Source organism: Ruminococcus callidus ATCC 27760 (assembly GCF_000468015.1).
Lineage (GTDB): Bacteria > Bacillota > Clostridia > Oscillospirales > Ruminococcaceae > Ruminococcus_C > Ruminococcus_C callidus.
Genome location: NZ_KI260306.1, coordinates 1 through 25,991, shown reverse-complemented (window position 1 = coordinate 25,991; position 25,991 = coordinate 1). Strand labels below are relative to the sequence as shown.

Sequence of the window (25,991 nt, the reverse complement as noted above, 5' to 3'; positions counted from 1 at the left end):
TATCGCTTTTTTAGTGCCGAATCAACGTTAGGGTGTGGTTGGCGGTTACGCCAAGTGAAAATAACACTTGACGGCTTAGATTACTTTTTAATAAGTCCCTTTGCAAGATTCAATCCGGCTTTTATTCTGTCCTTATTAAGCACAAGAATAAAAGCACCGGCTGCGGTACCAGCTACACCTTTTAGGATTTTACCAGTGGTTTTCAATACCGCGTGGTCTTTCTTTTCTGGTTTTTCATTTTTAAACTTCTTCCGATTCTCCACTACTCAACACCTCCAACAGTTTCTCACCTGTTACTTCGATTTCGATGACATCATACTCCGCTGCGGTTTCAATACATTCTTTACATTCAGTTTCAATGTATTCCGGAACAGACTCACCGAAGCTCTCAAAGTTTGACTTCTTATGTAAGTATTTGATGGTATTCACACCTGAATAATCTAACTCTTTGAGATCACTTAACGTCATGGCATAGACGTGTTCGGCAGTCTCGGAATCACCAACAACTGCATACGAAGCGGCAAGCAAGTGTGTAGATTCCAATAGTAAATTAAAATATGTGGACAGCTCATTATATTCATCATCTTTTTTATCACCATATCCACTTCCAGTACTTGCAAATTCTCTCGCCAGCCGGACAATACCATACTTGGAAATGGGTTCGAATTCTTTTACCCGTTCACGAAATGCGGCTAAAAACTGACCTCTTGCATCAGATAAACTTTGTCTGCCATCAGCAAGCTCTCGCTCCCATCCCTCTTGACCACGACGTGAGATTGCTAAAAGAATCTGCATTTTACCTGACTCCATTAAACCTATTCTATCAGTTTGCTGTCCTTTTTCGATTCTTTTCACAACAGTCAAGGTTTCTTGAATTGTGGCAGATAGTTGCTGCATTTGCTTTTGCATATAAATATTGTGGCATCCCACAGAGAGTTCTTGAATTGGATTTCCTTGAACTGCAATGTGTGGTTTAATTGGAAGAGGCGTTACTATTTCTTGTTTGCCGCTGTCAGCGATCTTCATTAAGGTTGGCCACATTTTTCCGCTTGTTTTTCCTTCCATCATGAAGTAATCGCCAGCGTCGTAACCGAGCTGAAACTCTGCGGGAACCTGAACAATGTATTCTACCCCTGTTTTAACTTTTGAAATCAAGTCGGCTATATTAACATATTGAAGTATACGGTTAAGAGCATCTTCAACGCCAATCCCTTCTGTTTTGGCTGTGATGCGGAGCTTTTTTTTAGATTTTGAGGAAGCTACTTCCTGCTTTTTGGGTGCCTGATCGTTTCGTTTCACAATTTCTTCCAATCGTACCGCCCCTTCTTATACACCCAGATGCTTCTCAATAACGAGCATGATTTCTTCGAGGCGTTTTTCTCCGATACCCTTGATCTGCCGGAGGTCTTTCTCAACCTCCCGCAGGTTGATGGTTTTGCCATTGTTCTCAAGCAGACCATCAGCGTAACGCATCAGGAACGCCTGAAGTTCTTCACGGCTCATTTTCTTGATAGACCGATAGGTGTCCCGGTCGATGATTTTTTGTTCTGACATGGATTCACTTCTTTCAATAACTTGTAACTATCGTTACAGCTTTTCCATAATATTCAGAAGGTGCTGATAGCTGTCAACTTCGTGGTACACTACATCCTCTTTTGACAGCATGGCAAAAAGCCTTTTAGCGCATTTGATTTTTGCTTGCTCAATCGGTTTCAGGTTCAATGACTCCATTGTACCCTTTGTTTCCGCGATGAAGAAGATGTGTTTAACTGTGCCTTTGTGGAATGCAATTGCCCAGTCCGGAGAGTAGTTTCCAACGGGCGTAGGAATTGAAAAGCCTTTCGGGAGCTTTGCATATACACACACTTCGTCGGCGACATCCATAGCCTCAGCGAACTGACGCTCGATGCTCTGCCCGTCCTTTGCATATCCATCTGTGAAAACATAATCCTGAATGTGCTTTTTGGCATGAAATGCCTTCGAGAAATCGGAATTCTTTTCAGCAGTAAAAATTGCGCTATCATAGGTGCCGTCTGTCTGATTGTAGGAAATATGATCCACAATCATTGTAGCCTTCTGCTCCAGAATCAAGCGGATTGCCTTTGAAATGAATTCTTCCGGATTGTTGCGGTAATAAGCGTATGTAGTGGGCTTGATTCCGGTCAGAATCTTTGCTGCTGAACGTCGCGTCAGCTTTGCGCCTTCTGCAACTTCGCCAATCAGATCATAGGTCACGGAACTTCCCGCTGCTCTTTCCAATGTATAGGTCTTGCTCTTATCGGTTGAGAAGCCTGCTCCGCTTTTCAGCGTATCGGCATTCAGCTCCTGTCCCTGCGTACCAGATGTAACAGTATATTGAAGTTTGGCAACAAACATCTTCTCGTCAAGATGTGCAATAGCCTTTCCGATCAATTCTTCGCTGTCAAACTCAACCGTATACGCATATTGGTGATTGATGTAATTCCAGAGCGTCTGGAATTCCTTCTTGTAGAAATTATCATTCAGCGCATTTTCCTGAATTTTTGTGTCGTGACCATTGCTGATCATATCGTCAAGTGCGTGTTCATCATAGATGCTCTGGACAAGTGCGTGAACACCCTCGGATATTTCGGTGCAGCTTTCCGGCAGCGGCGCAAGAACACCATTGGCGAGGTCGGCACGATACTTATCGGTGACGCGGTCATCTTCATCGATGTAATCGTTCTTGATAAGGTAACGATAGATGTCCTTTCCTTGCTTTTCAGAGACAGTAACATCCAGCCCATCAAGCACAAGTGTTTTGCCGGTGAAGTATTCTGCTGTAGCTTTTGTCGGTCTTTCGTAGAGGTCTTCACGAATGCCACGCTGCAAATCAGCCACAAAGTCCTTATAACCATCAGCCGCAATAACCGTCAACTGATTGATTTGCTGCACGAGGTTTCCAAGTGCGTCTCCATCCATTCTATCACCGTGCTGGTTGACACACAGACGCAGACCTCTGCCGACTTCCTGACGCTTTTGCGTAGGCGAACTGCCGCCATGCTTCAGCGTACAAATCTGAAAGACGTTCGGGTTATCCCAGCCTTCGCGGAGCGCCGAGTGCGAGAAGATAAAGCGTACAGGTGTATCAAATGAAAGCAGACGCTCTTTATCCTTCAGGATGAGATCATACGCTGAAATATCGTCGCTCTCGTCGCTGCCGCGTTTCAGCGTACCATCGACCTTATGCCCCTTCTTGTCGATGCTGAAATATCCTGCATGAGTCTGATGTACATCAATCGAGCGCAGATACTGCTCATATGGTGTGTCAAACAGTGTGAGATACTCGTTCAGAATATCAATGTATTCCTGCTCAAAAATCTCGCCGTATTCGGAATTGATTTCATTGCCGTCTTCATCATAGCGGCGATACTTGGCTACTTCATCAATGAAAAACAAGGACAGTACCTTGATGCCGCGATTATACAGTTCCTTCTCCTTCTCAAAGTGGGAGCGAATGGTCTCTCTGATCTGAACACGGCGCAGGTCTGCTTCAGAGACATCGCCGCGCACCTCTCCGGCATGAATCACTTCGCCGTTTGTAAAGGTGACGATTCCACGAACCGGATCAATCTCGCTGATATGGTAACCGCGATACTGCCCCATGTTCTTAGAAAGCGCATAGAGGTCGTCATCGACGCCCAGCAATCTTGTTTCACGGTTAATGGACTTTTCATAGCCGATCTCAAACTCAATACGAGCCATCGGAGGCTTTTTCGGCGAAATGACAATACTTGCCAGATAGAGATAGCTGTCTGTGCCGCGCAGGTTCTTGATGTCGAAGCCCTTAACCTCAATGCGCTTGACCAGCCGCTTATTATACGCATCGAGCGCATCCAGCACATAGACAAGCTCATGGTGCTGCTTATGTGTCGCGGAGTAGTTCAGTACGAAAAGCGGCTTGAACTGCTTCAAAGCTGCCTGCGTTTTGTCGCCGCCCATTTTCTGCGGCTCGTCCATAATGATAATGGGATTATTGGCAGCAATAATGTCAATCGGTCTGCGGGAGCCGAAATCGTCGCGGCGTGAGAAGATGATTCTTGCTGCGGCATCGCCCTTGCGTCCCTCCACGTTCTTCTCCGCATTGAACGAGGAATTGAACGCCTGTGTATTGATAATCATAACATGAATATCTGCACTCTGGCTGAAATTGTCAATCTCAGAAAGGTTCTTTGAGTCGTACACAAAGAAACGTGCCTTCTTGCCGTAATGCTCGTGAAAATGCTCCTGCATCACGCTGAAGCTCTTGCGGACACCCTCGCGGATTGCAATGCTTGGAACGACAACGATAAACTTGTTCCAGCCATAGCGCTTGTTTAGCTCGAACATGGTCTTGATGTAAACATAGGTCTTACCGGTACCGGTTTCCATTTCCACATCGAGGGAACAGCAACCGAGCTTTGTGGTGAGGGTATCAGACGTTTTGATGTTGTTTCTGTTCTGGATGCTACGGATATTGGCAAGAAGCTGGCTGCCGTCAAGCTGTACGCGAGCATTTGCAAAGCCCATATACAGTTCCTCATCTGACATATTCGCATTCAGAATTGTTCGCTGGATCTCAATATCTCGGCGATATGTGAAATGGTCGTTGAAGGGCTGCCCGGAAAAGATGCTCACAACGCTCTCTACAGCCTCTGTCTGATAAGGCTGTATGGTAAATTTAAATTTCATGTCTCCCATTACAGCACCTTCCTCTGTGTCTTGGGACTGTAGGTTTCAAAGATCTGGTCGAAGTTCGTCATGACGCTGTCTGTCGCCATACTGCTATCGCGGAAGACCGCATAGAACGGGTGCAGCTTGGCGATTTCCGTAACTGTCTCCTCGGTCACTTCGGCATCGAAGCACGCAATCAGGTAGCCGTCAGCGACGGAGAACACTTTCTTGCCTGCAATCTCAGTCTCCTCGATTTTAGCTGAAAGCAGAATACCGAGGTCAAGCATGGTCTGGAACAGCAGATCCTCTGGTGTTCTGTCTGCCTTGACATTGTCAACATTCAGCATGAGCTGATCCTGCTTCTGGTCGGCGGGAACATAATACACGTCCTCCATGTTGCTGCTATCCACACGGAAAACGCGGAAACCAATGTCAAGGTCGGCAGTTGTCATTGGATTTTCTTCCTTGATTTTCTTTCCAGCGCGGCGGATGCGTTCTTCTCCGATTTCGCAGATGGTTGAGTAGCCAGCCTTTGCAGCCTCGGACTTATCATCACACTCTTCAGGCAATTGAACAAGTATATATTTACATTTCTTGTTATTATCACGATTATATTTCATGATAGAATGTGCGGTAGTGGCAGAGCCGCTAAAGAAATCAAGGATAAGACTGTCATCATTGAGACCGGCAATAATAGCAAGTGTTTCAATAAGTCTAACTGGTTTCGGACCATCAAAAACACCAATGTCATCAAATAAATCTTTTGTTTCCTGCTTCGCTTCTTGATTATGACCAACTTCATTTTGGAAAAGAATAGTGTTTGGTCTTAGCCCTTGCTGAACTTCGGATAGGAAAGTCTTTTTTCGAGGGCTGCCATCCCCATTCATTCCAAACCAGATCCTATTATCTGCTTTCCATTCTTCAAACGTAGACTTGCTGCAGCTCCAATACCTACCACTGGGCGGAGTAACAACTCGACCGCTGGGAGTTGTTATTTCATAGAGTAGGCTCTCAGAGCCTGATTTTGCCGAAAGAATAACCGAAGTCCAAACTCCGCGCGGATCGTTATCGGGATTGCTATAACCCGCAGGTATTTCATCCCCACGAGGTAATAAACCGATTTGCCATCCGTTCTTATTATACATAATATTTGCTTTGCAATAACACAGAATGTGATCATGCATTGTAGAAAAATAGGTTGCATCATTTGCTCTTGAAAACTTTTTTTGCCAGATAATATCAGCTATAAAGTTTTGACTGCCAAATACGTCGTCAAGTAGTTTCTTCAAATTAGACACTTCATGATCGTCTATGCTAATAAAAATAACACCGTCTTCAGTAAGAAGATCTTTAGCGATACGCAGTCTTGGGTAAATCATATTTAGCCAATCAGTGTGAAAACGCCCATTGCTTTCTGGATTCTGAACAAGGCGGTTACCTTCTTCATCAAACTGTCCGCTGTTTCCGAGATATTCACCTGTTTCCTGCGAAAAGTCATCTTCGTAGATAAAATCGCTGCCTGTGTTGTAGGGCGGATCAATATAGATCATCTTCACCTTGCCCAGATAGGTCTCCTGCAAGAGCTTCAACGCATCAAGGTTGTCGCCCTCGATATAAATGTTCTCTGAATCAATGCCGCCGGGTGTGCCATCACGACCGACAGACTTCTCCCGTACAAGGCGCAGGGTTTTGGTGATCGGCTGGTTGGCAAGCACCACGGACTTCTTCTTATCAGGCCATGTGAACTGATAACGCTCCTGTGCACCCTCTACGACTGTAGCCGAAATCTCCTGACGCAGAACATCTGCATCGATAGCGCGGACTACTTCGCCGTTCTCATTGATCGTTTCTGTGACAGCATTCGGGAAAAGTGCCGTGAGCTTTGCAAAGTTTTCGTCCGCCAGATTAGGCGTGTGCATCTTTAGCTTGTCCATGTTTTAGTTCCTCCAATTGTGTTTTATATTCGCGTAACTGTGTATACAAGGCAAATCGTTTTTTCGGCTGCTGCTCTTTCCAAGCGGCAGCTTCTGTTTTTTGTATCAGCTTTTCGAGCTTCTGTATCTGTTCCTGCAAGGCAAGGCGCTCCTCAACCGTGAGCGTGGCTGTGTTTTCCGCCTGCTCTGCATATAGCGCGATCTGCTCTATAAAGCTGTTCCAGATTTCGTCAAGGGAGAATCCCTGCGGTTTCAGGATGATCGCCTCGGAATTCATCCACGGTGTGCGGTACAGCTTGCTATGATACAGCGCAAGCTGACAGCTATTCTCATAGATCAACAGAAATACCAGTTTGTGCGGATTCTGGCGTGCGATCGCCTCGACCACCTTGCCGTCAAATTCCTGCTTCTTCAGCGTGATAGACAGCAGCAGGATTTCGTTTATCTCTGCGTCATCGTTCAGATTCAGATTATCCTTTGTCAAGCTGTTCTCTACAACGATACGCTCGACATCGGAGACAAATTTGTCCTTCAGTGGTTTGGTCAGCGGCAGGTGCTTGTAGAATGCTTCTTTCGGCAGCCTTCTGCCAACTGATGTGGCGCTTGGGAATTCAATCATGTCAGATCACCACCATAAAGCATATCAGTTCAAAGTCATCCAGTCCCGAAAAACCGCCAGAAAGGAAGGTTGTCTGACCGCCGCCAAAGAAGCTGTCAATGTCGCCCTCGTCCTTTGCATCGATGATTGACATAATAGTGTCCTCCAGAAGCTGGGAGACCTTAGCCATGTTCTTGCCATTATTGGTCGCCTTATTGAACTGCTCACACAATGGCTTATCCGGCGCGTTTTTCCCTTTGGCAAGGTGGCGCATGATGTCAAGGGTATCCTTCGGCTGCAAATGGTTTGTGATCACTTCGCCGTCCATGCCGACATACACCATGTAGAACGGATGCAGCCGGTTCTGGTTTTCGATATTGATATGCTCGTTTACATTCTTCAGTACAAATATCACGCCCGGTTTTTCACCTTTGACGACAGCGTGAATGCCAAATGGCGAGTGGTCAATGTCGCCGTGTCCCTTCATGTATGCCAGCAAATCCATCCGGAACTCATTCAGTCCCAAGTCCATAATGGAAATGCCGCTTGTCATATCTTCGAGGTCTACGACCTCTTCCTGCAATCGCTTGAGCTGGCTGCGGCGATATTCGAGGTCGCCCTTTTCCTCCTGATTGATGAGGTCATCATCGCCTGTGGAGGTCATAACAGAAATACGCATTCTTGTTTCCACACGCGATTTCAGGTTGATGTATTCATCGAGATCGAGATCAGGCCAAAAATTCACAAGCTGTATGACTGCGTTCCGGCTGCCGATTCGGTCGATACGTCCGAAACGCTGAATAATGCGTACTGGATTCCAGTGTATGTCGTAATTGATGCAGTAATCGCAGTCTTGCAGGTTCTGACCTTCGGAGATGCAGTCCGTCGCGATCAGAATGTCGATCTCGGCAGACTCATTCGGATACAGTACAGCCTTGTCTTTCGACTGCGGAGAGAAGCAGGTCAGCACATGATTCATATCCGCCTTGAATTTAGGAATGGTTGTCTGACCGTCTACAGAGCCGGTCACAAGAGCTGTGTGAAGCCCAAGCTCGGACAACGCCATCTGACTAACGTTCTCATATAGGTATTCCGCCGTGTCTGCAAATGCCGTAAAGATCAGAATCTTCTTGTTTCCGGGGTTAATTGGATGCGCGACCTTTTCACGAATCACCTGAAGCAGCTCGTTCAGTTTAAAATCATACTCTGGTGTAATGTCCTCGACCATGAGGATCAAAAGCTGGAGGTTCTCAATATCGTTATCAATGTCGCGCTTCCAGCGAATATAGTCCATGTCGCGCAGGTCAATCTTGACCTTCTTGCCGACGCTGAAGAAGTCAGTGTTCTGGTCGTCAAAATCGAAATCGTCACTGGTTCCCGAAAGATCCCGCATTTCATCGAGGCTTCCGGATCCGGTCTTCATATACTGATCGATAACCTCTGATGTATCATACAAAAAGTCATATATGCGGCGTACAGTCAGCAAGAACGAGTGAACGGAGCTTTCCATACGCTTCAGCAGGTTGATCTTCATCAAGCGCTGAATACCAAGTTCACGACCTTTTCTGAAGTTCTCCGTTTCATCCTCATCGAGATACTTGAAGATCTTGCTCGGCTGTATGTATATCGTGGGTGTATAAATCGTCAGCTGCAAATTTGAAAGCAGCTCGTATACTTCCTTGTAATTGATCGCATTCGTTTTGTTTGTTAGCTTCGGGCGCAGCGAAATGGGCTTATTGCGCTCTGGGAATGTGCCAATATCCGAGACATTATAATATGCCTGAATATGTTTTCTTGAACGCGCTATTGTGACACTGTCAAGCACCTCAAAGAAATCAAAATCCAATTGCGACAGAAGTGTTGCTGTTGTTCGTTGCTCTTCCGGCAGTTTACACCATGCATTATAAACTGTCTGCGCCTGACGGAAAATCGTATCTATATCCGATTTGGTTTTGAGCTTTTCGCTGAAGGTTTCCGATTCTCCCTCGTATGCCAAAGCAAGCTGGTTACGCAAATCATAGAAACGGTTATTGACAGGTGTTGCAGAGAGCATCAATACCTTTGTTTTGACTCCGGGTTTGATCACGCGGTTCATTAAGCGCATATAGCGATTTTCCTTGTCATCACCAAGTTTATGCGTTCCAGCTCCGGTACCGTTGCGGAAGTTGTGGCTCTCATCAATCACGACAAGATCGTAATTTCCCCAGTTGATACGGTCGATTGGAAGTCCTATTACAGTGCTTCCACTATCACGAGACAGATCGGTATGATACAAAATATCATAGCGCAGACGATCCGCTGCCAATGGATTGTTAATCAGGTTACCACGATATGTCATCCAGTTCTCGGATAGCTTTTTGGGACAAAGGACGAGAACATTCTTATTACGCCCTTCGTAGTACTTGATAACGGCTAATGCTGTGAATGTTTTACCCAGTCCAACGCTATCAGCCAGAATGCAGCCGTTAAACTGTTCCAGCTTATTGATAATTGCAAGTGCTGCGTCTTTCTGGAAATGGAACAGCTTATTCCAGATTACACTATCCTTGAAACCGGTCGCTTCATTCGGCAAAACATCCTCAGAAATATCTTCAAGGAATTCATTGAAGATATTGTACAGAGTCATGAAGTAGACCAGTTCCGGAGCGTTTTCCTGATAAACAGTTGATATCATTTCAATAACATCTTCTGTAACATCAGTGAGCTTGTCATTGTCGTCCCAGATCGAATCGAACATCCGTAAAAACTCTGAGCTTGCAGGGTTCTCAAGACGGGTTACCATATTCGTGAGGTTATTACCACGCTCACAGCCGAGATCAACAGTAGTAAATGTGTTCATCGGCATATAAGTATAGGTGTCTTCGGCACCGTCTACAAGCAGGAAGTTATTCATTCCTTCGCGGGTGGTGTTCGATTTAAATCGTACCTTCCGCCGCATCCAATCAGCACATTCTTTGGCGACAGCCTTTTGTTTCAGCTCGTTTCTGAGCCGCACCTCGAATTCTGTACCATAAAGGCTGCGTTCTCTGCCGAGACGCGGGATATAGAACTCACGACGCTCAGCCTTTGTCTTTTCTGCGATGAATGTCGGTGAAGTAAATATAAAACGCAGTTCCTCGCAGGATTCAAGCTGTTCACGAAGTTCTTGATATGCATAGATAGAGAAGCAGGCGGCGGCGATCGATAGCTTGTCACCGGGACGAACGATGGCTTTTATATCATCGCCTACAGTTTTAGTTGTGTTGTTAAATATTTCCATTTCCATCGCTCCTGTCGATTTTTTAAACAGACTGCATCATCATATCAAAATGCTGTGGCTGATTCATAGCCGTGAAAATCTGCTGAAATGTCTCTCTTATACCTTCCATGTCGGCTGAGTCATCAATATAATCATAGCCATCGGACAATCCGTGGATATTTGCCCCTACATAATGCATCAATGAATCCACAGCAAGCAAAAGGTCGCGGTTTTCAGTGCCATCTGAATTCTGCTTAATAAACAAGTCCTGTTCCTTTTTTATCAGATCAGAAAGCTGCTCTCCCTTGTAACCACATATCTGAATGAAATAATACTCCAGAATTTGCCTGATAACCTGCTTCAGAACAATTGGCGAGGACGCTTCCTTATATTCGCGCCACAATGTTCTGTAGGCATTATACACAGGAGTATAGTTCTGTTCTATCGCTGGGGTTCTTCCAAAAGCATCTTTTTTTGTACAGTGGACAACGGTTGATGTGTTGTTTTCCTTTTTTATCAGATAGAAGTTGACGCAATGGAAATCATCTGTATCCAAACGATTATATGATACTTCATTGTGGAAGAAGGAGTTGTGTGTCAGAATGAATATCTGCTTGATGAAGCGCGGCGAATCGTGCTTTTCGGCACACCCATTATTATGACAGATAGAAATCAACTCGCGCACAATAGAGCTGACAATAAAGAGCGCCGAGCTATCCATGCTGGAGACTGGATCGTCTATGACAACAATTCGATCTTTGAATTCGCTGTCGGCTCTTTCTCTTCCGAGAATTTTATGGTAAAAATACAAAAATGCAATGAAGTTCTTCTCGCCTTCACTCAAGCCACGAGCTGTGGAGCCGTCATCACGTACAATCTGATACTTGTTCGGCTCTCCACGCTTTTTCTTTACGGTAAATCCTTGAAAGCCTGCATTTATAAGCATATCGTTGATGCTGTTCATGGTTGCATCAACATTTACAATTTGAAGTGAAAGCTTGGCAATCTCGTTCTGCAAGGCAGTTATAGCCGTCCCCAGTGTATTCAGTGATTTCTTCAACTTTGAAAGATGACCGTTTACTTCTGCGATATCTGAATGGAATTTTTCGACATATGCCTTTGTCACAAAAGCCATATGTTCCCATATCATTTCAGTACATTCTGCCTGCTTTGACTTGCGCTCTGAAATAATACTATTGTTCTCCTCAATGGCAGCATTCATTTTCTGAATAATCTGGTTTAGTTCCTCCATCAGTTCAGCAACTGGTTCAAGCTGTACTTTCGTCGTCGGAGAGCTGATTTTCTCCGAAAGGCGGCTCTTGTTTAATTCGTGTTTAGCCTTGAGGGTTTCCAATTTATCGGTATAGACAGAGAAGTCATTACGCGGAAATGGATGCTGGAGATTTTGATTCAGTATGTTAAGTGCTGCTTGCATTAAACGCTCATAATTTGATTGGAAAGAAATAATAGCGCTTCGCTCACATTCATATGCATCGTCAAAACAGGACGCAAACTGTTCTTCGAAGTTTTCGGGCAGTTTACCAGAACAATATGGACAGCGATCGCCAGCTTTTTCAGAAAAATGCTCATGACCAGACTGAACCCAATCTATTGAACCAATGGCTCGTACAAACTCAGCAAATGGGGTGTCAGCACGGCTGGTGATTGCTTTTGCAAGTAAATCATAGCCAGCAATCTGCTCAATCCTAACCACGGATACACTGGGCATTTTATTGTATGCCGTCGAATCTGTGCTAAATGCTGCTTCATAAATCGAGCGCATTTCATCAACTTCGTGTTGTGCAGGGGCGGTTACTTTTAATAGTTCACCGATGAATCCATTTTTATTATTGCGTTTCTTTTTCATAGCCTCCGGGAAGAGATTGGTACGGAACTCTGTCAATGCTCCCCAGCAATCTGTTTCCAGTTTTGACTGAATAGCGGGCAATTGTTTTTGCAGTTCATCGTAATGCGAGCTAAGTTCTGTACGCTGTGAACGATGCTTTTCAAGTGCCGCTTCCTTTTCTTTGACTTCTTCCTGAATTCGGATGTTTTCTTCGTTGACACTGAAGACACCAGACATTCCTTCAGCACGGATATTACTATCAATAAATGTTCTGTCATAAACAAGAACTTCATATTCAGAGAGCGACGGAACAACGCCTGCTCCAGAACGGATACAGTCAGCTATGGTTGATTTGCCCACACCGTTCTTCCCATAGAAGAAGTTGATCAACGTAGGCTCTATAAGAACATTATGATATGTTCTGGTGTTCAGTGTGATTGACGTGATTACCGCTGGCATTTTTCCTTCCATAGCTCTTGTCTCCTTTACTCTGTGATCTTACCATTCCTCACATAATCGTCTATTTCAGATATTTTGAACTTGTACATTTTTCCGGCGCGATAGAAAGGTATCTTGCCCTGTTTAATCCACGCTCGGATTGTATCTTTGCTGACGCTCAGATAATTCGCTACCTCTTCAAGATTTACCCATCTTTCGAGGACATCATTTTCAGTATTTGTATCCATTATAACACCTCGCTATATTACAGGTTGAAACCCAACTCTTGAAGTTCAGCTATCAGGTCTATTTTCTTAATGCTCCAATGCATACGATTGAACTCATTAAATGAATCTGTCCCGGTTATATCCAGCTCAAAAAGTGCCTCGTTAAGTCGTTGTTGCGGAAGATAGCATCGGATTTCTGGATATATCATTACGCCATTACGACGAACTTTAATCTGTTTTACAAAGCCAAAGGCGAGAATCTGCTCCTCATCCGTATGTCCGAAGGCATTGTTTTCATTTGCAAAAATGCTCGGAAACCGTTTGATACGCGCAATGGCTTCATCCGTCAAAGTTGAAAATTCAGCCTTTACACTATCTTCCATATATCCGGTCAGCACACGATCTGGTTCAACTTTAAATGTTGTCTCGTTCGGATTTCTCCAATCGATACCATATGTCACAAATAGATTGTAATGTGTCCGATCCATTTCGACCATTTGCGGCTGTATCTTAGGCTGCGGTGTAATGAGCGGAGGTGCAACAGAGATACTCTGGATATTGACATTTACATTTTCTATGGTTCCGGTTTGTATCCCTGCTTCACCGCTTGCGATAAGACTAACGCTCTGCGCTACGCCAATATTTGTACCATCGCCAGACTGCTCCATATTATATGTTCTTGGTACTGCAGGAACTACAGGCGATGCGGGATCTGCCGGAAGCTGCTTATCACTCATTTTAAGGTCACCACCTTACCGTCTCGTATTTCAATAGTATCCGCATGACCGATATTGATTCCATTACCGGTTTGCGAAATATTGAACTGATTCTGCACGAATTGTTGAACAACTGGTTGCTGCACCGGCGATTCAGTCATCAGCGTAATATCATCAGGAGAAAGTGCAGTACTCTCCTGCTTCTTCTTTGAGCGCTTGTTTGTAGTGTTTATGTAGACATCGAGCAATTGAAAAAACAAGTCCTCGCATGGATAGGAAAAATCAGCCTCATCAGGATTAAAATCCGGAACCTGAAGCTTGATTTGAGATTCCATAAGATATATCTTATCTTCTGGATATTTCTCCTCAATGTATTTTGCCAGTCTACCAACTTCACGAAATTGATTGACCTTCTTAAGTTTCGCCTTGCTCAATCCATTCTGTCCACGGATGCCGCGCTCTACAGTATCCTTGTCGATACCACTAAAAGGATTCTGTTTGTCTTCACCTATGCAGCGATCAATCAACTCCATAAAAAATCCGTACTCATCGAGACTTCCAGAATAGTTCATGTTTAGTAGTTTAATTAACTCCAATAAGTTCATGCATACGCACCCTTTCACAAGGCTTCGAAAATTTCCGATTATTTCCGAACATTTCCGAATGCTTCCGACAATGAAATCCAAAATATGCGATAATGAATATAGTCAAGGTGAGGCGCGAGTGCCTCAAACCGATTCATATCAAATCCTACTAAACATTATAGCACAAAAGCACAGTTTGTTCCAGACGGTTTAAGGTGTTTTTAAATCCTTGACAAGAACTTTGTTATCCTGCACAAATGCAGACGGAAAACTTGTGCCATTTGCACAGTTTCAACTGAAAGTTCAAAGTGTTTCCAAAGACATACGTCCTGAATACGACATAAAACTGTTCTTCCGCGCAGTCTGAGTCGCTTGATCAACGGCTGCTCAACGGACTGTAGCGGGAAAAGTTAATATGCACGGCTGTCATTTGAGCTGACGGCTGCAATTCTGAATGGAGTGATCCTTCAGAGCTGCGGTCTATTTGTCATGCCCATTTGCAGCTTGAGATTCCTCCATTCGCAAAGTCAATGGAGGAATTTTTTATGAAAATCTATCTGAGGTCAATGAACAGGTCAATCGAAGTGTCAAAAGAAGAACACGACAATTACTACCGTGACATCAACGCATATCGCCGCACACAGCAGAACCACGGTCGCTGCACCTGCCCGAAGGCGGACTACCGCTATTGCGATATGGACTGCTGGACTTGCAAGTATCACCGTGCTGGGGATACGGTCTCCCTCGACTGTCCAAAAACAAACGAAGAGGGCGATGAGGAGAGCATGCTGGACAAGATGGTCGATGAGGCGGCGGATACAGCCGCAATCGCAGCAGATCAGCTTCTGCTCGAAGCCCTTATTAAGAGAATGGACGAGCTTGCCCCCGGCATCTTTCATGCCTTTGAACTGCGTCAGGACGGTCTGTCAGATACAGAGATCGCACAGGAGCTGGATATTCCTCGCACCACACTTCTCTCCCGCATGAAAAAAGTGACCACGATTCTGACTGAAGAATTTTTTTGAAAATCCTTCGTCAAAATGGACACTTGCTTTCCAATGGGAAGTAGAAGGAGGTGATGAACCGTGAACAGCAAAACCCGCGAACTGATAGATACGCTGCTTGCTATCAGCATCGTATCGAAAAGACTGGCAAAAAATCTGACAAAGGAGGCAATGAAAAATGGAACCCATGATGAAAATCATCAACGCGCTTGCTGCCCTTACTGCTGCGCTGCAGGAGTACACAGCACAGACCACTAACGCTTACCTCGACACGTTCGAGACGATCTACGATCCTGCCGTAGACGAGCCGCAGGAGCCTGCACCGAAGGAACAGCCGACACCTGAACAGCAGACCGTCACCTTCGTAGAGCTCCGCAGCCGCCTGTCAGAGATTTCACGCAGCGGCAAGACGGCGGAGGTCAAGGAGTTGATCGGTCGCTACGGTGCGACCAAGCTCTCAGACATTGCCGAAAGCGACTACGCCGCTGTGCTGACAGAAGCGGAGGGATTGTAATGCCCGGAACACACGCAATCCTCTCACCATCCAGCAGCGAACGCTGGATCAACTGCCCGCCTTCGGCAATGGAGAACGCCGCACAGACGGACACCGGCAGCAGCTACGCACAGCAAGGCACGGACGCACACGCCCTCTGTGAGTATAAGGTCAAGAAGGCGCTCGGATATAAGGTGCGTGATCCCACCGATGATCTGGAATACTTCGACGAAGAGATGGCGGAATGCTCCGATGCCTACTGTGAATTCATCATGGAACAGGTGGCGGCGGCAAAGCAGACCTGTCCCGATCCGCAGGTGATGGTAGAGCAGCGGCTCGATTTCACCCGCTGGGTAGCAGAGAGCTTCGGCACTGCCGACTGCATCATTGTCGCCGACGGCACCATGACCATTGTAGATTTCAAGTACGGGCTTGGCGTCCTCGTCGATGCGGAGAACAATTCACAGATGCGTATGTATGCGCTGGGTGCTCTGAATCTCTTTGAGGCACTCTACGACATTCAGACCGTCCGGATGTGCATCTTTCAGCCCCGCAGGAATAACGTCAGCGTGGCGGAAGTCACGAAGGACGAGCTGCTCCGCTGGGCGGATGATGTTCTCATTCCCGCTGCGGCACTTGCAGCACAGGGCGAGGGTGAATACAAAGCTGGCAAACACTGTCAGTTCTGTAAAATCAAGGCGACCTGCCGGAAGCGGGCGGAATACAACCTGCAGCTTGCGCAGTACGACTTCGCCGTTCCTGACACTCTCGCCGACGACGAAATCAGCATGATCCTTGACCGAGCCGACACCTTTATCGGCTGGGTGAATGATGTGAAGGATTATGCGCTCGAACAGGCAATCAGCGGAAAACAGTTCCCCGGCTTCAAGGTCGTGGAGGGACGAAGCAACCGCCGATACACAAATCCCGATGCCGTCGTAGCCGTCGTCACCGATGCTGGCTACGATCCCTACGAGCGAAAGCTCATGGGCGTGACCGCAATGACCAAGCTGCTCGGCAGCAAGAAGTTCAACGCCCTGCTCGGCAGTCTGATCGAAAAGCCGCAGGGCAAACCCACACTCGTACCGGAGTCGGACAAGCGTCCGGCTTGGACAATCAATGATTTTCAGGAGGAAGATTAACATGGCAAAGATTATCAATCCCACAAAGGTCGTTACAGGCAAGAACACCCGCTTCAGCTACCTCATCGTCAATGAACCGAAGGCAATCAACGGCGGCACACCGAAGTACAGCGTGTCCCTCATCATCCCGAAGGCGGATACCTTGACCGTCGAGAAGGTCAAGGCTGCAATTCAGGTAGCCTACGAGGAAGGTCAGGCAAAGCTCAAGGGCAACGGCAAGTCCGTGCCGCCCCTCAAGGCGCTCAAGACACCTCTCCGTGACGGCGATGAGGAGCGCCCGGACGATCCCGCTTATGCAGGCTGCTACTTCATCAATGCCAACAGCGCTACCAAGCCCGGTGTGGTGGACGCTGATTGCCAGCCGATCCTCGATACCAGCGAGCTCTACTCCGGTATCTACGGTCGTGCAAGTATCAACTTCTACGCCTTCAACACCAACGGCAACAAGGGCATCGCGTGCGGTTTGAACAATCTCCAGAAGCTCCGCGACGGCGAGCCCCTCGGTGGCAAGTCCCGTGCAGAGGATGATTTCTCTGACATGGACGATGATGATGACGACTTCCTGTCTTAAGGAGGTCGCCATGAGTACAGTAGTTTCTATCATTATCTCGGTTCTTGGCTGTATCACAATGACCTGCTGGACGATCATGTCTATCTATATGCTGGTCGATACCTTCAAGAAGCGCAAGTAACAAATAAGGTCGGGAGGGCGACTGACGGGATTCCGTCCGGGTGGGTTTATAGGATGTGATGTTATGAATAATATGACAATCGATATTGAAACACGCAGTGACCGCGATCTGACAAAATGCGGTGTGTATGCTTATGCAGATTCTCCCTATTTTGCGATCACGCTGGTGAGCCTTTCCGTAGACGGCGGCGCGGTACAGACCTATGATCTGGCAAACGGTGAAACGCTCCCTGATGCGGTGCTGCACGCGCTGGTCAATGAAAGCGTCATCAAGCAGGCATTCAATGTACAGTTTGAACGAGTGTGCCTGTCAAAGTATTTGCGCACGCATTATCCGGAGATTTTCCGCAGCTACAGTATTTCGGAAGATTCCGTCAGTGACTATCTTTCGCCGGTGGGCTGGCATTGCACCATGATTCACTGCCGCACGCTGGCGCTGCCTTCTACACTTGCAGATGCAGGCAAGGCGCTGCATATTGAACAGCAGAAAATGACGGAGGGCAAAGCTCTCATTAAATACTTTTGTGTACCCTACGAAACGGTGAACGGCGTGCCGCATTTTCACACACCGGTAGATGCGCCGGAAAAGTGGACAATTTTCAAGGCATATAACAAGCGCGATGTAGAAGCTGAAATGGAGATCGACCGTCGGCTTTCCCGCTTTCCGGTTCCCGATTCTATCTGGGAGGAGTTTTATCTCGATCAGGAGATCAACGATCGCGGTATTCGTATTGACTATGAATTGGTCGATGCAGCACTCACGCTGGATGCGCAGGCAAAGGCGAAGCTGACAGCAGATATGCGCCGCCTGACCGGAATTGACAATCCGAATTCTGTATATCAGCTTCTGGCATGGCTTGAAGAGCAGGGCTGCCCGTCCGACTGTCTGGATAAAGCCCGCGTGAAGGAGCTGCTGAAAACAGCAAAAGATCCCGTGAAATCGGTTCTGGAAATGCGCCGGATGCTGTCCAAATCCTCTGTCAAGAAATATCAGGCGATGCAGATCGCTATGTGTGCGGATGGTCGTGCGCGTGGAATGTTCAGCTTTTATGGCGCTGCCCGTACCGGTCGCTGGGCGGGGCGCATCATACAGTTGCAGAACCTGCCGCAGAATCATATTCCCGACCTGACCGAAGCACGTGAGACCGTGAAGCACGGGTATTATGACGAGGTCGAAATGCTCTACGAAGACGTCCCAGACACGCTTTCGCAGCTCATCCGTACCGCTTTCGTCCCGAAGCCCGGATACAAGTTCATTGTCGCCGACTTTTCTGCTATTGAAGCCCGTGTCATTGCATGGCTTGCGGGAGAACAGTGGCGCATGGACGCTTTTGCCGCCGGTGAGGACATTTATTGTGCATCTGCATCAAAGATGTTCGGTGTACCGGTCGTGAAGCATGGTATCAATGGTCACTTGCGGCAGAAGGGCAAGGTGGCAGAATTGGCTTGTGGCTATGGCGGCTCCGTCGGTGCCATGAAAGCAATGGGCGGCGAAGATCTGAATCTGTCTGACGCAGAGCTGAAACAAATCGTAATGGACTGGCGTAATGCATCACCGAATATTGTCCGGCTGTGGTGGGATGTGGATGATGCCGTCAAGCAGACAATCCGCAGCAAAGGTGAAACAGAAACACACGGTCTGCACTTCAGCTACCAGAGCAAGATGCTGTTTATCACGCTGCCATCTGGCAGAAAGCTCTGCTACGCACACCCGCAGATCGGCGAAAACCAGTTCGGCGGCGAATCGGTAACATATACGGGCGTAGGCAGCGCGAAGAAGTGGGAGCGTTTGGAAAGCTACGGTCCGAAGTTTGTAGAAAACATTGTTCAGGCGGTCGCCCGCGATCTGCTGATGTATTCCATGCAGACGCTGTCGCACTGCTTTATCGTTGCGACGGTGCATGATGAAATGATTATCGAATGCAGCATGGGGGTATCGCTGGAGGTGATCTGCGAACAGATGGCGCGAACGCCTGCATGGGCAGAGGGACTGCTGCTTCGGGCAGACGGATATGAATGCGAATTTTACAAAAAAGACTGATCGTTTCGTCAAAACGGCTGTCTGCTTTCCAATGAGATAATAGAGGAATACCTCTGACTATAAACCGAGAGGAGTTTTTATTATGCAAACATTAATTCCAATGGATGACTACGGTGTGTTCGTTGATAAGCGCGATACCGCCAGAGTCGACAGCCGCTTCGTGGCACAGTTCTTCGAGAAGCGTCACGATCATGTAATTCGTGACATCCGTGAGCTTGACTGTTCGGAGGAATTCCGACTCTCCAATTTTGGGGAGTCGACTTATATCAACGAACAGGGGCATAAGCAGCCTTGCTATGTGATGACGCGTGACGGTTTTGTTTTTCTTGCAATGGGCTATCGTGGTAAGAAGGCTGCGCAGTTCAAGGAATTGTATATCCGCCGCTTCAATGAGATGGAAGCATTCATCAAGACGCTGGTGTCTGCGAGACAGGAATTCCCACTGCTGACGGAGAACATCCGCCTGCTTAAGGACGATCCGAAGCCTTACCACTTCAGCAACGAGTGCGATATGCTCAACCGCATCGCAATCGGCATGACTGCAAAGCAGTTCCGTATTCTGCACGGCATTGAGAAGAAAACAAGCATCCGCCCGTATCTGACGCAGGAGCAGATTGACCTGCTGGAAATCCTGCAGAAGGTCGATATCGGTCTGCTTGTATCAGTCCCAGATTTCCACGAAAGAAAGCGCTATCTGGAATGGTACGCAGCGAAGCTCAAGGAGGACTGATGTTATGAAATACACGATTGAATGGTTTTATGCGCTGATCAGCGGCAGGCTGGTCAAGCCGGAGAATGTCTACGTCAAGTGTCCGCACTGCGGTGATCTCTGCAAGGCGCACGATAACGGAGAGCGCTGTGAGGACTGCCCGACCAGAAAGAAGGAGGACTGAGCTATGTTTTATGTGAAAGAGAAGACCGATGAGCTTGAGGTCAGAGTGGAGCTCAACGACGAGAATGTATTCTGTGCCTGCCCGGACTGTGGCGAGGAGGTCAGTGTTGACTTGTCCTGTGTGTTCGCTGACGGTATTGGCGATATGTACGGCACTTCGGTGCTCTGCAACGCCTGCGCGAGAAAGAGGCTCGGTCATGGCAAGTAAGCGTAACAGTGAGGGCTACTCCAGCCCAACCGAGTATGAAGCGCTTACCCGCATCGAGAAGGAGGAGAAGGTGGCGGCGAAGGCTGCTGCCTTCCGTCCGGTCGTGTATATCTGTTCGCCTTATTCCGGGGATACGGAGAGGAATGTTGAGAACGCACGCCGATACAGCCGCTTCGCTGTAGACAGGCACTACCTGCCAATCACGCCACATATCTACTTTACGCAGTTCATGGACGACAATGTCCCGGAGGAACGCAACACAGCCATTTTTATGAACTGGGTGCTGATGAGCAAGTGCGTAGAGTTGTGGGTGTTCGGTGAAACAATCAGCTCCGGCATGAAGGCGGAGATCGAACGGGCAAAGCGCAAGAAAATGAAAATCCGCTATTTTACGGAGGAATTGGAGGAAGTATGCAAGTAACAATCTATCAGGCTGACTGCCTGCACAACAAGGCAAACTGCATCTACCCGAATAAGGTCGTTGTGACCACGGAGGCGGATATGGCAAAGGTGCAGAGCCGCGACCACGTCTGTGCGGAATACAAGAATAACACCCGCAGCAAGGACAACTTTATTCTCTCGGACAATATCCCGATGGACTGTGACAACGATCACAGCGACGATCCGGCAAAGTGGATCACGCCGGAGCTTCTGGATGAACTGCTCCCGGATGTGCCGTATATCCTTGTGTTCAGCCGCAATCACATGAAGGCGAAAAACGGAGTGTCGGCGAGACCGCGTTTCCATGTATATTTCCAGATCCACCTGATCCACGATGCCGACTCCTATGCAGCACTCAAGCGGAAGATCCACGCGGCATTCCCGTTCTTTGATGATAATGCGCTCGATGCCGCACGATTCCTCTATGGTTCCCCCGGCAGCGAGGTGCTGTGGCATGAAGGCAGCCTGTTCATTGAGGACTTCCTGACATTGACCGCAAAGGCGGCGATTCCGCAGGGAAAGCGCAACGCTACTATGTCGCATTATGCAGGAAAGCTCGTCAAGCGGTTTGGTGTGACCGATGCTGCCTATACGAAGTTTCTGGAGAAAGCTGCCGAATGTGATCCGCCGCTGGATCAGGAGGAGCTGGACAAGATCTGGTCGAGCGCTTCAAAGTTTTACAAGAAGGTTTCGTCTGCTCCCGACTATATCCCGCCCGACGAATACACAGGCGGCAGTCTGCGCCCGGATGATTTCTCGGATATTGGTGAGGCGCGTACTTTTGCAGCGGTGTATGAGGGCGAGGTCTGCTATACGGAAGCGACCGGTTTTCTGCGTAATAACGAGATCTACTGGATGGAATCCCGCCAGCGCCCGATCGCGGCAATGATGGAACATACAGATGCACAGCTCGAAGAAGCGGGCAACGAGATCGAGGCGGCGCTGCAGCGCTTGGAAGACCTCGGCATCTCCCGTGGAACGGCGATGGCAGGCGGCAAGAAGCTGCTTGAGGGTATGACCAGCGATCAGGCGGAAGCCTACGGTGCCTACCAGACCGCCAAGACCTACTACGCATTCGTCATGAAGTACCGCAATATGAAAAGCCTGAAGCCTGCAATGGAAGCTGCTATGCCGCTACTGGAAAAGCAGCCGGACGAGCTGGACAGCAATCCCTTCCTGCTGAATACGCCGCTTTGCACCTACAACCTGACGGAGGGACTGACCGGCACGAAGGATCATGATCCGCAGGATTACATCACGAAGGTTACGACGGTTTCTCCGGACGATGTAGGCACGGACATCTGGAAGAATACGCTCGACCTGATTTTCTGCGGTGATACTGACCTGATTGACTATGTGCAGCGCATCGTAGGCATGGCGGTCATCGGCAAGGTGTATATTGAAGCACTTATTATCGCATACGGAGAAGGCAGAAATGGTAAGTCTACCTTCTGGAACGCGATTGCCCGTGTGCTGGGCAGCTATGCTGGTAATATGTCTGCCGACGCGCTGACGGTCGGCTGCAAGAGAAATGTGAAGCCCGAAATGGCAGAATTGAAGGGCAAGCGCCTGATTATTGCTGCCGAGCTGGAGGAAGGTATGCGCCTGAACACCTCGGTCATCAAGCAGCTCTGTTCGACCGATGCGGTGTATGCAGAGAAAAAGTATAAAGCACCGTTCAGTTTTATCCCCAGCCACACGCTGGTGCTGTATACAAACCACCTGCCGAAGGTCGGTGCCTCTGATGCGGGAACGTGGCGCAGATTGATTGTTATCCCGTTCAATGCCAAAATCGAGGGCGACAGCGACATTAAGAACTTTGCCGACTATCTTGTTGACCATGCAGGCGGTGCGATCTTGAGCTGGATCATTGAAGGCTCCCGTATGGTGATCGCCGAAGGCTTCAATATCAAGCCGCCGAAGGTGGTGCGTGATGCTGTTGCTGCCTACCGCGAGGACAATGACTGGCTCGGAAAGTTTCTGGAGGAAAGCTGTGTCATCGGAGCAGCTTATCAGGAGAAGTCCGGCGAGCTGTATAAGGCTTACCGCACCTACTGCATCAATATGCATGAATACACCCGCAGTACGGGAGATTTCTATGCAGCTTTGGAGCAGATCGGGTACCACAAGAAGAAGTTGAAAAACGGGATCATGATTTTTGGGTTGATGCTGAAAACAGATGATTTTCCGGAAGAGCAGGAAAACGACGAAGATTTGGGCTTTTTGGACTAAAAGGTGCAGGTGTCGAAGGTCATATCATAAACTTTCTATAGTAGAAAAAATTGAAAAAATATCTATATATAAAGTTATAGAATAGACCTTCGACACCTGCACCAGAAAGGAGTAAAAATGCGTGAAACAACCGTAGAATCGAAGTTTTTTAAAGCTGTCAAAGCAAAAGGCGGGCTGGCGGTCAAGTTCGTATCCCCAAGTTTTAACGGGATGCCCGACCGCATGGTGATGTTCCCCGGCGGCAGAATCGGTTTCGTGGAAGTCAAGGCACCGGGGAAAACGCCGCGACCATTGCAGTGGTCTCGTCACAGACTATTGCGGAGGATGGGTTTTCTGGTTTTTGTGCTGGACAGCCCTGAACAGATTGGAGGGATCATTGATGCAATACAGTCCACATGACTACCAGAAATACGCCATCGACTTTATCGAAACACACCCGGAGGCAGCAGTCCTGCTGGAATGCGGGCTGGGCAAGACCAGCATCACCCTGACGGCACTGAACGACATGATGTTCGACAGCTTCGACGTCCGGAAGGTGCTGGTGATCGCACCAATCCGCGTCTGCAAAAATGCATGGGCGGCAGAGATCGGCAAGTGGGATCACCTGAAAGGGCTGACCTACAGTCTGGTTCTCGGCACCCGCGACCAGCGCCTTGCGGCTCTCCGGAAAAAAGCCGATCTGTACATCATCAACCGCGAGAATGTGCAGTGGCTCATTGAGGACAGCGGGATGCCGTTCGATTTCGACATGGTGGTGATTGACGAGCTTTCATCATTCAAGAACCACCAGTCTAAGCGCTTCAAGGCGCTGCGGAAGGTGCGTCCGTTTGTAAAGCGTATCATCGGGCTGACCGGTACACCCTGCAGCAACGGTCTCATGGATCTGTGGGCGCAGTTCCGCCTGCTGGATAAGGGAGAGCGTCTGGGAAAGCGAATCGGACAGTACCGTGATGCATACTTCACACCAGACTGGAACGGCTTCACTTATACGCCCCGCAAAGGTGTCGAAAAGGAGATCTACGGCAAGATCGCCGACATCAGCATTTCCATGAAAACTACCGACCACCTGAGAATGCCGGAGCTGCTGTCTGTCTCTGATCCGGTGCGGCTTTCCGAAGAAGAATATGAAGCCTACAAGCAGATGGAAAGCGACTACGTCCTGCCGGTGCAGGATGAGGATATTTCCGCTGCCAATGCTGCCGTCCTGTGCGGAAAGCTGGTACAGCTTGCAAGCGGCTGCATCTACAGCGACGACGGCAATATCATCGAGCTGCACGAGCGAAAGCTGGATGCATTGGAAGATCTGCTGGAAGCGCAGAACGGCAAGCCCGCGCTGGTCGCGTATTGGTACAAGCACGAACGCGACCGCATCTGTAAGCGGTTCGACTGCCGCGAAATCAAGACCGACAAGGATATCGCCAACTGGAATGCAGGAAAAATTCCAGTGGCGCTGATACAGCCTTCCTCCGCAGGTCACGGACTGAACTTGCAGGACGGTGGCAGCACAATCATCTGGTACACGCTGCCGTGGTCGCTGGAATTATACCAGCAGACCAACGCCCGCCTGTGGCGACAGGGACAGCGGGCAGAATCTGTTGTGATTCAGCATCTTATGACGGTTAACACAATCGACGAGGAGATCATGAAGGCTTTGCAGTCAAAAGACAGGACGCAGTCCGCAATGATGCGTGCGGTGAAAGCAAGGTTCAAATGAATGAAGGATACAAATTACTGTCGGCAGCAATCATCAAGCAGTGCCTTCTGGATTACCGGGAGGTGCTACAGTCAAATGACATCATCACGAAACTGGAATGTGAGCAGTTCCTGCGGTCGCAGTGGTTTGACTTCATGTCGGATATGAACGGCGAGAGACTGATAAAAATGATGAGGGAGGAATTTGCATGAAAGAATACTGGGATCAGGCACAGCGACTCCGCAGGCGTATCGACCGGAAGATTCACGAAATCCGAGTGTTGCGGCAGCGTGCCGAAGGTATGAACGGCAGCGGCATCAATGATATGCCGAGAACCGTGTCACCCGATCGAAGCAAGATGGAAGGCACCGTTTTCAGGATCATGGCGCTGGAACAGGAAATTCAGGAAACCCAGCGTGAGTATGATGCGCTGCTTGCCGACATGGAAGCGCGTATTAAGGCGGTCGATGATGCCGATTGTTGTGACCTTCTGAGCAAGCGTTATCTGGAGTTCAAATCTTGGAACATGATCGCTGCCGACTTCGGATACAGCGTGCAGCACATCTACCGCCTGCGTGACAAAGCCGTCCAAAAGTTGAGAGCTGATGAGAGTTCGTAAGACTTGATATTCATGGGTTTCTGTGCTATACTGTATAATAGAAGATCATGTATAGAGCCGTTGGTTTACGCCAGCGGCTTTTGTTATGCCCGAAGGAGGTGGAGACAATGCCGAGGAAGGCACGAAAACCATGTAAGCACCCCGGCTGTCCCAATCTGACAGACGGTTTGTATTGTGCAGAGCATCAGCCCTTGCATCCAGACAGACCGTCTGCCGCTAAGCGTGGCTACGGCAGCAAGTGGCAACGTGTCAGCAAGGCGTACCTCCGCCGGCATCCTTTGTG

General features: G+C 48.2%; 25 protein-coding genes. 14 read left to right on the top strand and 11 right to left on the bottom strand.

Features of this window, described 5'->3' with window-relative positions; all coding sequences use genetic code 11:
* Nucleotides 1–80: 80 nt before the first annotated feature.
* Genes RUMCAL_RS02160 through RUMCAL_RS02110 form a run of 11 tightly spaced genes read right to left on the bottom strand, consistent with a single transcriptional unit; the run spans nucleotide 81 to nucleotide 14,201 of the window.
* Complete coding sequence (locus tag RUMCAL_RS02160) at nucleotides 81–263, bottom strand: hypothetical protein (RefSeq protein ID WP_021680808.1); 183 nt, start codon at nucleotides 261–263, stop codon at nucleotides 81–83.
* The gene (locus RUMCAL_RS02155) at nucleotides 241–1,311 is read right to left on the bottom strand and encodes a hypothetical protein (protein WP_021680807.1); all 1,071 of its coding nucleotides are present in this window, start codon (nucleotides 1,309–1,311) and stop codon (nucleotides 241–243) included. The genes RUMCAL_RS02160 and RUMCAL_RS02155 overlap by 23 nt, the downstream gene beginning before the upstream one ends.
* A gap of 15 nt (nucleotides 1,312–1,326) precedes the next feature.
* Nucleotides 1,327–1,554 (bottom strand): hypothetical protein, encoded by a 228-nt coding sequence (locus RUMCAL_RS02150; RefSeq protein WP_021680806.1) that lies wholly within the window; start codon nucleotides 1,552–1,554, stop codon nucleotides 1,327–1,329.
* 33 nt (nucleotides 1,555–1,587) lie between these two features.
* On the bottom strand, nucleotides 1,588–4,689 hold the full coding sequence (locus RUMCAL_RS02145) for a type III restriction-modification system endonuclease (RefSeq protein WP_040646606.1): 3,102 nt from the start codon (nucleotides 4,687–4,689) through the stop codon (nucleotides 1,588–1,590).
* An 8-nt stretch (nucleotides 4,690–4,697) separates the two neighbouring features.
* Nucleotides 4,698–6,605, bottom strand: coding sequence for a site-specific DNA-methyltransferase (locus RUMCAL_RS02140; protein ID WP_021680804.1), 1,908 nt, complete (start codon nucleotides 6,603–6,605; stop codon nucleotides 4,698–4,700).
* The gene (locus RUMCAL_RS02135) at nucleotides 6,577–7,224 is read right to left on the bottom strand and encodes a DUF4391 domain-containing protein (RefSeq protein WP_021680803.1); all 648 of its coding nucleotides are present in this window, start codon (nucleotides 7,222–7,224) and stop codon (nucleotides 6,577–6,579) included. The genes RUMCAL_RS02140 and RUMCAL_RS02135 overlap by 29 nt, the downstream gene beginning before the upstream one ends.
* A 1-nt stretch (nucleotide 7,225) precedes the next feature.
* Nucleotides 7,226–10,462 (bottom strand): helicase-related protein, encoded by a 3,237-nt coding sequence (locus tag RUMCAL_RS02130; RefSeq protein ID WP_040646598.1) that lies wholly within the window; start codon nucleotides 10,460–10,462, stop codon nucleotides 7,226–7,228.
* A gap of 22 nt (nucleotides 10,463–10,484) precedes the next feature.
* Nucleotides 10,485–12,758, bottom strand: a complete 2,274-nt coding sequence (locus tag RUMCAL_RS02125) for an AAA family ATPase (RefSeq protein ID WP_021680801.1) — start codon at nucleotides 12,756–12,758, stop codon at nucleotides 10,485–10,487.
* 14 nt (nucleotides 12,759–12,772) lie between these two features.
* Nucleotides 12,773–12,973, bottom strand: coding sequence for a helix-turn-helix domain-containing protein (locus RUMCAL_RS02120; RefSeq protein WP_021680800.1), 201 nt, complete (start codon nucleotides 12,971–12,973; stop codon nucleotides 12,773–12,775).
* Nucleotides 12,974–12,990: 17 nt separating this feature from the next.
* A complete protein-coding gene (locus RUMCAL_RS02115; protein ID WP_021680799.1) occupies nucleotides 12,991–13,689 on the bottom strand; it encodes a hypothetical protein in 699 nt (232 codons plus the stop codon).
* A complete protein-coding gene (locus RUMCAL_RS02110) occupies nucleotides 13,686–14,201 on the bottom strand; it encodes a hypothetical protein (protein ID WP_156902386.1) in 516 nt (171 codons plus the stop codon). Before RUMCAL_RS02110 ends, RUMCAL_RS02115 begins: the two co-directional genes overlap by 4 nt.
* A 596-nt stretch (nucleotides 14,202–14,797) precedes the next feature.
* On the opposite strand from RUMCAL_RS02110, the gene RUMCAL_RS02105 reads away from it, so the two are divergent.
* From RUMCAL_RS02105 to RUMCAL_RS02045, 14 genes are all read left to right on the top strand, one after another.
* Nucleotides 14,798–15,277, top strand: coding sequence for a type I phosphoribosyltransferase (locus tag RUMCAL_RS02105; protein ID WP_051343604.1), 480 nt, complete (start codon nucleotides 14,798–14,800; stop codon nucleotides 15,275–15,277).
* A gap of 157 nt (nucleotides 15,278–15,434) precedes the next feature.
* The gene (locus tag RUMCAL_RS14305; RefSeq protein ID WP_021680796.1) at nucleotides 15,435–15,770 is read left to right on the top strand and encodes a hypothetical protein; all 336 of its coding nucleotides are present in this window, start codon (nucleotides 15,435–15,437) and stop codon (nucleotides 15,768–15,770) included.
* Nucleotides 15,770–16,891, top strand: coding sequence for a DUF2800 domain-containing protein (locus RUMCAL_RS02095; protein WP_040646596.1), 1,122 nt, complete (start codon nucleotides 15,770–15,772; stop codon nucleotides 16,889–16,891). Before RUMCAL_RS14305 ends, RUMCAL_RS02095 begins: the two co-directional genes overlap by 1 nt.
* Nucleotide 16,892: 1 nt before the next feature.
* Nucleotides 16,893–17,462: a DUF2815 family protein gene (locus RUMCAL_RS02090; protein ID WP_207636433.1), complete on the top strand. Its 570-nt coding sequence runs from the start codon at nucleotides 16,893–16,895 to the stop codon at nucleotides 17,460–17,462.
* 184 nt (nucleotides 17,463–17,646) lie between these two features.
* A complete protein-coding gene (locus RUMCAL_RS02085) occupies nucleotides 17,647–19,623 on the top strand; it encodes a DNA polymerase (RefSeq protein ID WP_021680793.1) in 1,977 nt (658 codons plus the stop codon).
* Between the two features lie 82 nt (nucleotides 19,624–19,705).
* A complete protein-coding gene (locus RUMCAL_RS02080; protein WP_021680792.1) occupies nucleotides 19,706–20,353 on the top strand; it encodes a Rha family transcriptional regulator in 648 nt (215 codons plus the stop codon).
* 4 nt (nucleotides 20,354–20,357) lie between these two features.
* A complete protein-coding gene (locus tag RUMCAL_RS15315; protein ID WP_156902384.1) occupies nucleotides 20,358–20,516 on the top strand; it encodes a hypothetical protein in 159 nt (52 codons plus the stop codon).
* A gap of 3 nt (nucleotides 20,517–20,519) precedes the next feature.
* A complete protein-coding gene (locus RUMCAL_RS02075) occupies nucleotides 20,520–20,723 on the top strand; it encodes a hypothetical protein (RefSeq protein ID WP_040646594.1) in 204 nt (67 codons plus the stop codon).
* Nucleotides 20,713–21,144, top strand: coding sequence for a DUF7768 domain-containing protein (locus tag RUMCAL_RS02070; protein ID WP_021680790.1), 432 nt, complete (start codon nucleotides 20,713–20,715; stop codon nucleotides 21,142–21,144). Before RUMCAL_RS02075 ends, RUMCAL_RS02070 begins: the two co-directional genes overlap by 11 nt.
* A complete protein-coding gene (locus tag RUMCAL_RS02065; protein ID WP_021680789.1) occupies nucleotides 21,135–23,396 on the top strand; it encodes a phage/plasmid primase, P4 family in 2,262 nt (753 codons plus the stop codon). Before RUMCAL_RS02070 ends, RUMCAL_RS02065 begins: the two co-directional genes overlap by 10 nt.
* Nucleotides 23,397–23,513: 117 nt before the next feature.
* Nucleotides 23,514–23,795 (top strand): VRR-NUC domain-containing protein, encoded by a 282-nt coding sequence (locus RUMCAL_RS02060; protein ID WP_021680788.1) that lies wholly within the window; start codon nucleotides 23,514–23,516, stop codon nucleotides 23,793–23,795.
* On the top strand, nucleotides 23,776–25,110 hold the full coding sequence (locus tag RUMCAL_RS02055) for an SNF2-related protein (protein ID WP_021680787.1): 1,335 nt from the start codon (nucleotides 23,776–23,778) through the stop codon (nucleotides 25,108–25,110). The genes RUMCAL_RS02060 and RUMCAL_RS02055 overlap by 20 nt, the downstream gene beginning before the upstream one ends.
* Entirely contained in the window at nucleotides 25,107–25,301 is a 195-nt protein-coding gene (locus tag RUMCAL_RS02050) for a hypothetical protein (RefSeq protein WP_021680786.1), read from the top strand. The genes RUMCAL_RS02055 and RUMCAL_RS02050 overlap by 4 nt, the downstream gene beginning before the upstream one ends.
* Nucleotides 25,298–25,708, top strand: a complete 411-nt coding sequence (locus RUMCAL_RS02045; protein WP_021680785.1) for a hypothetical protein — start codon at nucleotides 25,298–25,300, stop codon at nucleotides 25,706–25,708. Before RUMCAL_RS02050 ends, RUMCAL_RS02045 begins: the two co-directional genes overlap by 4 nt.
* Nucleotides 25,709–25,991: the final 283 nt, after the last annotated feature.